The 10,668-nt window shown below is 75.0% G+C and carries 9 protein-coding genes and 1 tRNA gene; 5 read left to right on the top strand and 5 right to left on the bottom strand.

Translation table 11 applies throughout. From position 1 onward, the window contains the following. Window positions 1-81 precede the first annotated feature (81 nt). On the top strand, window positions 82-825 hold the full coding sequence (locus ACFWEG_RS25940; protein ID WP_387219682.1) for a Tellurium resistance: 744 nt from the start codon (window positions 82-84) through the stop codon (window positions 823-825). A gap of 107 nt (window positions 826-932) precedes the next feature. Here ACFWEG_RS25940 and ACFWEG_RS25935 read toward each other — a convergent pair whose 3' ends face one another. Continuing rightward, the gene (locus tag ACFWEG_RS25935; RefSeq protein ID WP_387219680.1) at window positions 933-1,814 is read right to left on the bottom strand and encodes a TerD family protein; all 882 of its coding nucleotides are present in this window, start codon (window positions 1,812-1,814) and stop codon (window positions 933-935) included. 193 nt (window positions 1,815-2,007) lie between these two features. On the opposite strand from ACFWEG_RS25935, the gene ACFWEG_RS25930 reads away from it, so the two are divergent. The 3 genes from ACFWEG_RS25930 (at window position 2,008) to ACFWEG_RS25920 (ending at window position 6,608) form a co-directional block, all read left to right on the top strand. Further along, entirely contained in the window at window positions 2,008-3,180 is a 1,173-nt protein-coding gene (locus tag ACFWEG_RS25930; protein ID WP_387219678.1) for an HpcH/HpaI aldolase/citrate lyase family protein, read from the top strand. A gap of 120 nt (window positions 3,181-3,300) precedes the next feature. Further along, window positions 3,301-5,784 (top strand): phosphoribosyltransferase, encoded by a 2,484-nt coding sequence (locus ACFWEG_RS25925; protein ID WP_387219674.1) that lies wholly within the window; start codon window positions 3,301-3,303, stop codon window positions 5,782-5,784. Next, window positions 5,781-6,608, top strand: a complete 828-nt coding sequence (locus ACFWEG_RS25920) for an HAD family hydrolase (RefSeq protein WP_387219671.1) — start codon at window positions 5,781-5,783, stop codon at window positions 6,606-6,608. The genes ACFWEG_RS25925 and ACFWEG_RS25920 overlap by 4 nt, the downstream gene beginning before the upstream one ends. Here the strand turns inward: ACFWEG_RS25920 and ACFWEG_RS25915 are convergent. From ACFWEG_RS25915 to ACFWEG_RS25900, 4 genes are all read right to left on the bottom strand, one after another. Beyond that, entirely contained in the window at window positions 6,589-7,344 is a 756-nt protein-coding gene (locus tag ACFWEG_RS25915) for a DedA family protein (protein WP_387219668.1), read from the bottom strand. The two genes, ACFWEG_RS25920 and ACFWEG_RS25915, sit on opposite strands and share 20 nt — an antisense overlap. Before the next feature lie 144 nt (window positions 7,345-7,488). Then, on the bottom strand, window positions 7,489-7,707 hold the full coding sequence (locus ACFWEG_RS25910) for a zinc ribbon domain-containing protein (RefSeq protein ID WP_387219666.1): 219 nt from the start codon (window positions 7,705-7,707) through the stop codon (window positions 7,489-7,491). Between the two features lie 25 nt (window positions 7,708-7,732). Continuing rightward, a complete protein-coding gene (locus ACFWEG_RS25905; RefSeq protein ID WP_387219664.1) occupies window positions 7,733-9,154 on the bottom strand; it encodes a hypothetical protein in 1,422 nt (473 codons plus the stop codon). Between the two features lie 481 nt (window positions 9,155-9,635). Beyond that, entirely contained in the window at window positions 9,636-10,400 is a 765-nt protein-coding gene (locus ACFWEG_RS25900) for a DUF4097 family beta strand repeat-containing protein (RefSeq protein ID WP_387219662.1), read from the bottom strand. A 171-nt stretch (window positions 10,401-10,571) separates the two neighbouring features. On the opposite strand from ACFWEG_RS25900, the gene ACFWEG_RS25895 reads away from it, so the two are divergent. Continuing rightward, a tRNA-Val gene (locus ACFWEG_RS25895) sits at window positions 10,572-10,646 on the top strand. The last annotated feature ends 22 nt before the right edge of the window (window positions 10,647-10,668 follow it).

The following is a 10,668-nucleotide window of genomic DNA, read 5'->3' as shown; positions in this document are numbered from 1 at the left end:
GTCGGGACTCCCGACCGCCCCGCTCTTCGTATCGGAGCCGCCGGCGGGGAGCCGGGACACGAGTGCAGGGGGAGGCGTGACATGGCGGTCTGGGACCGGCTGTGGCGGGGCAGGGAGGCGACCTTCGACTCCGGCGCCGCGGCGACGAACGCGATCGGGCTGACCAAGCGCCGCCCCGTCGTCTCGCTCGACCGGCAGGGCGCGGCCACCGGCAACCTCCGGATCAACCTCTCCTGGCAGATGCGCACCTCCGACATCGGCGGCCGCTCCCGGCAGAGCGGCCTGCTGCGCCACCCCCTGCGCTTCTTCCAGCCCGAGGTGGTCCAGGCGCACACCCAGGGCGTGGTCAACGTCGACCTCGACATCGGCTGCCTCTACGAGCTGACCGACGGCAGCAAGGGCGTCGTCCAGCCGCTCGGCGGGTTCTTCGGCGACCTCAACGCGGCCCCGTACGTCAAGCTCAGCGGCGACGACCGCTTCGGCGCCCCCTCCGGCGAGACGCTCTTCGTCAACCTGGACCACAGCGAGTCCATCAAGCGGCTGCTCGTGTTCGTCTACATATACGACCAGACCCCGGCCTTCGACCGGACGCACGCGATGGTCACCCTCTGGCCCAGCAACGGCCCCCGCATCGAGATCGAGCTCGACGAGCGCGCCCCGCAGGCCCGCTCCTGCGCGGTGGTGTCCCTGGAGAACGTCAAGGGCGAGCTGATGGTCCGCCGCGAGGTCCGGTTCGTCTACGGCTTCCAGGCCGAGCTGGACCGGCTCTACGGGTGGGGGCTGCAGTGGGGGCGCGGGTACAAGAGCAAGGTCGGCGAGCGCTGAGGGGTCCCGCAGACGCGGGGCGGCGGGCACGGCGGAGAGACGCGACCGGGCGTCTCAGCCGCCCGCCGGCCCGGCCCCCGGCGGTTGCGCCGGCGGCGGTGACCGCGTCAGCGGCCGATGAACTGCGGTCCCTGCGGCGGCAGTTCGAAGTCCGGGTCCGGGACGAACGGCGCGGCCGCCGCCGCGTGCGGGTACCCGTACGCGGGCTGCGCGGGCCCGGCGCCCGGCTGCGGGTAGCCGTACGCCGACTGCGCGGGGGCCGTCGGCTGCGGGTAGCCGTACGCGGGCGCGTGCTGCGGGCGGGGCGGGGCGGTGGTCGGCGGCGGCAGCTGGGTCGGCGGGGTCGCCGGGGCCGGGGTGGGCGAGGGGACGGTGGCCGGCTCGGCGGCGGGCGTCGGGCGGGGCGCGGAGGTCCGGCCGTCCCCCGGCTGCCCCTCCGAGGCGTCGCCGTCGCCGTCGACCGAGATGCCGTGCCGGGTCGCGAGGCCCACGAGGCCCTCGGTGTAGCCCTCGCCGAGCGCGCGGAACTTCCACCCGCCGCCCCGCCGGTACAGCTCGCCGCAGATCAGCGCGGTCTCCGAGCCCGTCTCCGGCGTGATGTCGAAGAACGCCAGCGCCTCGCCGCCGGCCCCGGCGTCGTACAGCGTGACCCGCAGCGAGGGCACCCGTTCGAACGGCTTGTCCTCCGCCGAGGCGACCACGAGCACCCGGTCCACGCTCGCGTCGATCGCCGTCAGCTTCGCCTGGACGGTGTCCGTCATCCCCTCCGGCGTCCGCTTCTGCCCCAGCCGCCACACCAGGCCCGACGGGTGGCGCGGCTGGTTGTAGAACACGAAGTCGTCCTCGGACCGCACCCGCCCGTCCGCCCCGAGCAGCAGCGCGGAGGCGTCGACGGACGGCACCCCGGGTCCCGCCGTCCAGCTCAGCACGGCCCGGACGGCCGTGGCGTCGAGAGGAACGTTCGAACCCTTGAGCATCGCGCGCGTCATGCCCGCCATCCTGCCTGGCCGGAGCAGGCGGGGACAATGCGGGCCGCACGGGGAGGTGTACTTTTCCGGGCCCGGGAGACTACAGAGCGGGGTTACCTGGATTTCACACGCGCGGGGAACCTTCGCCATGCGTCCGTACGTACTATTACCGGCCACATCACGAGCGGCCACCCAGGCAGTACAGGGGAAACACATGCGTCATTTCGGGCAGATCGCGCCTGACGTCCGCAAGGACCTGTTCCACCGGGAGCCGTCCCTGTTCGACGCCGGCTCGGACGCCCGCGTGCTCGCGGTCGGCCTCGGCGCCACGCTCTACAGCCCGGCGACCCGCCCCCGTCTCGCCGACGACATCGTCAAGCAGACCGGCCTGGGCGTCGTCTCCATGGTGCTGTGCCTGGAGGACTCGATCGAGGACGGCGAGGTCGCCTTCGGCGAGGAGAACCTGGTCCGGCACCTCGGTGACCTGCACGGACGCGGGGCCGAGACACCCCTGCTCTTCATCCGGGTGCGCACGCCCGAGCAGATCCCCGACCTCGCCCGCCGCCTCGGCCCCGCCCTGCGGCTGCTCTCCGGGTTCGTCCTGCCGAAGTTCACCGAGGAGCGCGGCATCGCCTTCCTGGAGGCGCTCGGCGCCGCCGAGGCCGAGACCGGGCGCCGGCTCTTCGCGATGCCCGTCCTGGAGTCGCCGGAACTCCTGCACCTGGAGAGCCGCGGCGCGACCCTGGCCGGAATATCGCGGGTCCTGGACAAGTACCGAGAGCGCGTCCTCGCCCTGCGCCTGGGCGTCACCGACTTCTGCTCCGCGTACGGCCTGCGCCGCGCCCCCGCCATGACGGCCTACGACGTCCAGATCGTCGCCTCCGTCATCGCCGACGTCGTCAACGTCCTGGGCCGCGCCGACGGCACCGGGTACACGGTGACCGGCCCGGTCTGGGAGTACTTCCGGTCCTCCGAGCGGATCTTCAAGCCGCAGCTGCGGCAGAGCCCCTTCCTCGCCGGGCAGGCCGAGCAGCTGCGCACCAGACTCATCGAGCACGACATGGACGGACTGCTGCGCGAGATCGAGCTGGACCGCGCCAACGGGCTCCTCGGCAAGACCTGCATCCACCCCACCCACGTGCTGCCGGTGCACGCCCTGTCCGTCGTCAGCCACGAGGAGTTCAGCGACGCCACCGACATCCTGCGGCCCGAGCGCGGGGGCGGCGGGGTGCTGCGCTCGGCGTACACGAACAAGATGAACGAGGTGAAGCCCCACCGCGCCTGGGCCGAGCGCACCCTGCTGCGCGCGGAGGTGTTCGGGGTGGCCCGCGAGGAGGTCGGCTTCGTGGAGCTGCTCGCGGCGGGGGTCGCGGCGGCCGCGGCCTGAGGGACGGCGCGGCGGGGCCCGCGACGTGCCGCGCCGCTGTGCGCGGGGCGGCGCGGTCGCCCGGGAAGTGTGGCGGTCGGAGGACCGTGTCGGTAGGAAGAGCGTGAAAGTGGTGACAGTGTGACCTGGTCAGGAACGTGGGTGGCCGAGCGGCTCGGCGTCGGGCTGGAGGGGGACCCCGCCCTGCGGGACCTCCTCGGCCTCGCCCTGCGCCGCAACCCCAGGCGGGCCCATCTGCTCGTCTCCCAGGTGCTCGGCAAGCACGTCCCCCAGCGGCCGTCGGTCGTGTACGGCACGGGGCACGACCTCGGCGTCCGCGCGCGCGAGCTGCTCGGCCCGGCGGCGGCCGGGGCCGTCGTCCTCGGCTACGCGGAGACCGCGACCGGCCTCGGCCACGCGGTCGCCGACGGCCTGGGCGCGGCCCCCTACCTGCACTCCACCCGCCGCCCGGTGCCGGGCGTGCCCACCGCGGGCGGCTTCGAGGAGTCCCACTCCCACGCCACCTCCCACCTGCTGCTCCCCGAGGACCCCGCCCTGCTGGCCGGCGCGGGCCCCCTCGTCCTCGTCGACGACGAGTTCTCCACCGGCAGCACCGTCATCAACACCGTCCGCGCGCTCCACGCCCGCTACCCGCGCGAGCGGTACGTCGTCGTCGCGCTCGTCGACATGCGGACCGCCGCCGACCAGGGGCGGCTCGCCGACCTCGCGGCCGAGCTGGGCGCGCGGGTCGACCTCATCGCGCTCGCGTCGGGGACGGCGCGGCTGCCGGAGGGCGTCCTGGAGCGCGGGACGGCGCTCGTCGCGGAGTACGAGGCGGGGGCGGGGACGGGGGCGTCCGTCGGTGTCGGTGCGTCTGCGGGGGCGTCTGCGGGCGCGCCTTCGGGCGCGGCCGAGGCCCCCGCGGCCCCGCGTGTCGAGCTCGGCTGGCCCGCCGGCCTCCCCGACGGCGGCCGGCACGGCTTCACGCCCGCCCACCGCGCCGAGCTGGCGGCCGCCCTGCCGGGAATGGCCGACCGGCTCGCGGCGGCGCTCGGGGAGGGCGCCGGGCGCGTGCTCGTCCTCGGCAACGAGGAGCTGATGTACGCCCCGCTGCGGCTGGCCGCCGCCCTGGAGGACCGCGGTCTCGACGTCCGCTTCTCCACCACCACCCGCTCGCCCGTCCTCGCTGTCGACGACCCCGGGTACGCCATCCGCACCCGCCTCGTCTTCCCCGCCCACGACGCCCCCGCCGACGGCCCCGGCGACCGGTACGCGTACAACGTGGCGGGCGGCGGCTTCGACGCGGTCGTCGCCGTCGTCGACTCCGCGGGCGACACCCCCGAGCTGCACGCCCCTGACGGCCTGCTGGCGCAACTCGCCCCGCACGCGGGCCGGTTGCTGCTCGCGGTCGTCCCCTCCCACGTCCCCGGGGCGTCCGGCCCCGGGGGAGCCGAAAGGTCCTCCGTGCTCCCCGAGCCACTCCGCGGCCCCGCCTTCTCCAGTTACGCGCCCGACGAGGTGGGCTGGCTGCTCCAGGACCTCTCGACCGCCGACCTGGAGGCGCCCACCGAGGAGCGCGAGGAGGCCATCCAGAGCGGCGGCGCGCACTACGCCGAGTCGCTGCCGGTCGAGTACCAGCCCAGCCCCGCCTACGAGGAGCTGTTCCGCGCCGCGCTGCGCACCTCCGCCGCGCGCATCGCCCGCGCCACCGGGGCCGTCACCGAGACGATCCTCGCCGAGCGCTCCCCGCGCCCGGTGCTCGTCTCGCTCGCCCGCGCGGGCGTCCCCGTCGGCATCCTGATGCGCCGCTGGGCCGCCCACCGGCACGGCCTCGACCTGCCGCACTACGCCGTCTCCATCGTGCGCGGCCGCGGCATCGACGCCAACGCCCTGCGCTGGCTGGCCGCCCACCACGACCCCGCCGACGTCGTCTTCGTCGACGGCTGGACCGGCAAGGGTGCCATCACCCGCGAACTCGCTGACGCGCTGAGGGAGTTCGAGGACCGCGAGGGCGTCACCGGGTTCGACCCCGAGATCGCCGTCCTCGCCGACCCCGGCTCGTGCGTCCGCACCTACGGCACCCGCGACGACTACCTGATCCCGTCCGCCTGCCTCAACTCGACCGTCTCCGGGCTCATCTCACGGACCGTCCTGCGCGCCGACCTGGTCGGCCCGGACGACTTCCACGGCGCGAAGTTCTACCGCGAGCTGGCCGCCACCGATGTCTCCGCCGCGTTCCTCGACACCGTCGCCGACCACTTCGCGGCGGTCTCGGACGACGTCGACGCCGACGTCAAGGAGCTCCTCGCCGCCGACCGCGCCCCCACCTGGGAGGGCTGGGCGGCCGTCGAGCGGATCAGCGAGGAGTACGGCATCCACGACGTCAACCTGGTCAAGCCGGGCGTCGGCGAGACCACCCGGGTGCTGCTGCGCCGGGTGCCGTGGAAGATCCTGGCCCAGCGCGGGGCGGGCGCGGACCTGGACCACGTCCGGCTGCTCGCCGAGCAGCGCGGGGTGCCGGTCGAGGAGGTCGACGGGCTGCCCTACAGCTGCGTCGGGTTGATCCACCCGCGCTACACGCGCGGGGCGACCGGCACCGACGGCAAGGCGGTGGCGTCGCAGTGAGCCCCTTTGCGCCCCGGGTGCTCGTGGCCAGCGACCTGGACCGCACCCTCATCTACTCCGCGGCCGCCCTCGCGCTCACCGCGCCCGACGCCGTCGCGCCGCGCCTGCTGTGCGTCGAGGTCTACAAGAGCCGCCCCCTGTCGTACATGACCGAGACCGCCGCCGCGCTCTTCACCGAGCTGGCCGCGGAGAGCGTCTTCGTCCCGACGACGACCCGAACCCGCGCCCAGTACGGGCGCATCAGCCTGCCCGGCCCGCCCGCGAAGTACGCGATCTGCGCGAACGGAGGGCACATCCTCGTCGACGGGATCAGCGACCCCGACTGGCAGCGGCAGGTCGAGGGCCGGCTCGGCTCGGAGTGCGCGCCGCTGGCCGAGGTGCGCGACCACCTGGCCGCGTCGACGGACCCGGCGTGGGTGCGCAAGCACCGGGTGGCGGAGGACCTGTTCGCGTACCTCGTCGTCGAGCGGGACCTGCTGCCCGGCGGCTGGGTGAAGGAGTTGGCCGCGTGGGCCGATCCGCGCGGCTGGACGGTGTCCCTCCAGGGCCGCAAGATCTACGCCGTGCCGAAGCCGCTCACCAAGAGCGCGGCGATGGCGGAGGTCGCCCGGCGGGCCGGCACCACGCTCACGCTCGCCGCGGGCGACTCGCTGCTCGACGCCGACCTGCTGCTGGCCGCGGACCGCTCCTGGCGGCCCGGGCACGGCGAGCTGGCGGACGAGGGGGTGATGGCGCCGGGGCTCGTCGCGCTGCCGGACCGGGGGGTGGCGGCGGGGGAGCGGATCGTCCGCGAGCTGCTGACGGCTACGCGCGGGGCCGCGTAGTCCGCCCGGCGGGCTCGTCCGCGGGGTGCGCGCCCCCGGACGGGCCTTCGTGCGCGCCGGCGTTCTCGGAGGCGTCGGAGTGCGCGTGGGTGCCGGAGCTGTCGGAGGCGCCGGCCTCCCGCTTCTCCCGGCGGTTCTCGCGCACCCGCTTCACGATCCAGTACACGACGAACAGGCCGACGACGCCGAGCACGACCTTGGAGTACGTGGAGACGTAGCCCGACACCGTCTCCCAGTTCTCACCGAGGTAGAAGCCGGCCACGATGAACGCGGAGTTCCAGATCAGGCTGCCCGCGGTGGTCAGCGCGAGGAACAGCGGCAGCCGCATGCGCTCCAGGCCGGCGGGGATCGAGATCAGGCTGCGGAAGATCGGCACGAAGCGGCCGAAGAAGATCGCCTTCGTGCCGTGCTTCGCGAACCACGCCTCGGAGCGCTCGACGTCCGAGGCCTTCACCAGCGGCATCTTCTCCACGATCCGGATCAGCCGCTCCCGGCCGAGCGCGCCGCCGATCCAGTACAGCGCGAGGGCGCCGACGACCGAACCGATCGTCGTGCACACGATCGCCGCCCAGAGGTTCATCTCGCCCGTGCTGGACGCGAAGCCCGCCAGCGGCAGGATCACCTCGCTCGGGAGCGGCGGGAACAGGTTCTCCAGGGCGATGGCCACACCCGCCCCGGGGGCGCCCATGGCACCCATCAGGCTGTTGACCCAGTCGACGACCGTGTTCTCGAACATTCCTCCAGGGTGCGCCATCGCACCTGAACGAAACCTTAAGAAACGCGTGAAGAAGATCGCGGCGCGGTCGGAGCGCAGGTCAGAAGGGGTGCGGTGGCGTGCGCGTACGGGCGCTGGTCCGCCTGCGGGCGGCGCGGTGGCCCGTCAGCCGCAGCAGCCGCCTCCGCAGCAGCCGCCTCCGCCCCCGCCCCCGCTCGGCGCGGGCGCCGCTCCCGCCGAGCCGCCCACCGCCACCGCCGACAGCAGCTTGGTCGTGTCCTCGTGCCCGACCGGACAACTCGCCGGCGCGGACGACTCGGCCATCGGCCGGCTCACTTCGAAGGTGCTGTCACAGGTCCGGCAGCGGAACTCGTATCGGGGCATGGGCGGATTGTAGGGCCCGGGCGGGTCAGCCGCCGCCGCGCTCCTCGCGTATCGCGTCGACCACGCGGGCGACGACCTTGCGGACGTCCTCGGTCTCGGTGAGGAAGTGCCAGTAGTCGGGGTGGCGGCCCTCCAGGGAGGCGAGGGCGCGCTCCAGGCGGGTGACGGCCGCGTCGAGGGGGCCGGCGTGGCGGGGGTCGGGGGTGGAGCGGCCGGCCATGGCGAGGCGCTGGGCGTCGCGGATCGCGAACCGGGTGCGCTCCGCCTCCCGCCGCGGGTCCTTCTGGACCGCGTTCAGCCGCTGGAGCCGGTCGCCGGCCGCCGACACCGCCTCGTCGGTCGAGTTCAGCAGCGCCCGCACCGTGCCGAGCAGCGCCGTCGCGTCCGGCCAGCGCTGGTCGTCGCGGGCCCGCTGCGCCTCCCTCAGCTTCTCCTCCGCCTGCCGGACGGTCTGCACGGCCTGCTCCGGCACCGGCTGCAGGTCCTGCCAGCACGCCGCGGAGAACCGGCGCCGCAGCTCGCTGAGGATCGGCTCGACCTTGCCCGCCCGGGTCGTCAGCGCCTGCGCGCGGGTCCGCAGCGACACCAGCCGGCGGTCGATCTCCGCCGCCCGCTCCGGCAGCCGCTCGGCCTCTGCGCGGACCGCCTGCGCGTCCCGCAGCACCCGGTCCGCGCGCTGGATCGTCTCGGCGACGCCGTGCTGCCCGGCCCCCTGGTTGAGCTTCGTCAGCTCAGGACCGAGCACGGCGAGCCGCGCCGCCAGATCGTCGGCCCTCAGCCCCGAGGCCCGTACGGCGTCCAGCGCGTTGCTCGCCGCGAGCAGGGTCTGGCGGGCGCGCTCGACGGCGGGCGCGAGGCGGGCGAGCTGCGTCTCGGCCTTGTCGAGGAGCGGGCCGAGCCGCCCGCGGAACCGGTCCAGGTCCGACTTCGCCCGGCCCAGCTCGTCCTTCGCCTTCGTCAGGTCGGTCCTGGCCCGGGCCGCCGCGGAGGCCTCCAGGTCGTCCCGGTCGAGGTCGTAGGCGTCGACGGCCGCGATGTACTGCCCGCTCGCCTCGTCGATCCGGCGGCCGAGCGCCGCGAAGTCCTCGGCGACCTTGCGGGCGGCGGGGGAGGAGTCGACGGCCGTGATCGTCTCGATCGAGATCTCCAGGTCGCGCTGGGCCATGTCCAGCTCGTAGAACGCCTCCGCGGCCGCGTCCTTCGCCGCCTGCGCCTCCGCCCGGCCGTTCTCCGCGCGGCCCCCGAACCACCGGCGCGTCCCGCCGGCGCCGCCGCTGCCGGCGAACGCGGCGGCGAGCACGACCGGCAGCAGCGCGGGCAGCAGGGCCGTAAGCAGGGTGGTCCCGGCCGTGCGTCCCGACCCGCGCCTGCCGCGCTCCGTCCGCGCCTCCCGCTCCCGACGCGACGCCCCGTCCGGCCCGTACCGCTGCGATGGTGTCGCCGTCACTACCCACTCCCGTGCGTCGCCCTGCCCGGCCCCAGCCATTCTCCCACCAGCCATGGACGGTGCACACGGCTCGTCAGTTCACGGAGTGCGGGACGGGGCGGGATGCGCGGGGGCGAGCGGGGTGGTCCCGGGCCTACGGGCCGGGGGTGCGGCCCGTGCTTCGGGCGGGTACGTCGGGGGTGCGGGGGCCGGTGGCCTGCGGGCCGGGGGTGCGGGGGCTCGTGGCCTGCCTGCCGGGGGCGCGGGTCTGCGTCGTGTGCGTACCGGCCGGGGCGTCGGGGGGCCATGCGTTGTGTGCGTTGCGGCCGGGGGTGCCGGGGTGGGACTGCGTCATGCGCGCACCAGCCGGGGGTGCCGGGGCCGGTGGGTGCCTGCGTCGCGTGCGTGCCGGCGAGGTGACGGGACGGGTCCCGTGCATGTCGGGGACGACAGGTGCGTGCCGCGCCTCAGCCGGTGCTCGGCGCCCGGACGCGCGTGCCGGTCACGCGGTGCGGATCGTCACCTGGCCGTCACGGCTCTCGGCCGAGACCTCGTGCGGGCTCGCCGCGTCGCGCGGAACGTCGACCCGGAGCCGGCCGTCCCTGACGTCCGTCGTCACCTTGTACGCGGCCTCGGGCAGCTCGATGTCCACCAGCCCGTCCCGGCTGACCACCTCGACCCGGTCCGGGACCGCGGCCGGCGCGAGCCGCGTCCGGCCGTCCTCGGACCGCACCCGCAGGTGCTTCGACCGGACGCCGGTCACCTCGACGCTCCCGTCCTCGCTCCGCAGATCGAGATCCCCGGCGACGTCCCTCACGACGACCCGGCCGTCGCGCGACCGCAGCCCGACCCCCGTCTCCAAGCCGCTCGCCGTGACCGACCCGTCCTCGTTCTCGATGCTCACGGCGACGTCCCGCGGCACCTCCACCCGGTGCCGGGCCGAGCAGCCGGCGACGAACCCGTCGCAGTCGATCCGCAGCGTGAGACGGCCGTCCCGCATCGCCCAGGTGGCCTTCGGGGCCTCCCCGAGCACGACGCTCCCGTCGAACCACCGGGTCACCCGCACGCCCTCGACGTCCGCCGCGACCACCTCGAGCGCGGAGTCGCGCGAGTCCACCACCAGCGCCGTCCCGCCCCCGAGCGGGAAGTCCCGCGTCTGGGCCTCCGCGTCCTTCAGCTCCCCGCCGCATCCCCCGACCAGCAGCGCGCCGGCCAGCGCGCCCGCCACCGCCACGCCCCCGCGCCTCCCGCGCACCCCAACTCCCACGCCACTCTCCTTCCACCGCGCCCGGCCCACCGCCGACGCCCCCCGACCGTACGAACCCACCTCGCCCCCCGCCCATCCGGCCGCCACCCCTCCCCAGGTAGGGCTACCCCCCGCCCCTCTCACCCGTGCCGCCCCCACCCCCCTGGCCATGTACGCTGTCCTCTCGTCCACGGGTGCGTAGCTCAGGGGTAGAGCGTCGCTCTTACAAAGCGAATGTCGGCGGTTCGAAACCGTCCGCGCCCACCACCACGAAGCCCCCCGGCCGTCC

It is taken from the genome of Streptomyces sp. NPDC060194, assembly GCF_042728285.1.
Lineage (GTDB): Bacteria > Actinomycetota > Actinomycetes > Streptomycetales > Streptomycetaceae > Streptomyces.
Note: the sequence above shows the minus strand (reverse complement) of the source record. Positions and strands in the feature narration are given on the sequence as shown.

What these genes read in the sequence shown, in the direction of transcription:
- ACFWEG_RS25915 (WP_387219668.1), bottom strand. Translation starts at nt 7,344, where the DNA reads ATGTTCGAGAACACGGTCGTCGACTGGGTCAACAGCCTGATGGGTGCC.
- ACFWEG_RS25940 (WP_387219682.1), top strand. Translation starts at nt 82, where the DNA reads ATGGCGGTCTGGGACCGGCTGTGGCGGGGCAGGGAGGCGACCTTCGAC.
- ACFWEG_RS25930 (WP_387219678.1), top strand. Translation starts at nt 2,008, where the DNA reads ATGCGTCATTTCGGGCAGATCGCGCCTGACGTCCGCAAGGACCTGTTC.
- ACFWEG_RS25935 (WP_387219680.1), bottom strand. Translation starts at nt 1,814, where the DNA reads ATGACGCGCGCGATGCTCAAGGGTTCGAACGTTCCTCTCGACGCCACG.
- ACFWEG_RS25910 (WP_387219666.1), bottom strand. Translation starts at nt 7,707, where the DNA reads ATGCCCCGATACGAGTTCCGCTGCCGGACCTGTGACAGCACCTTCGAA.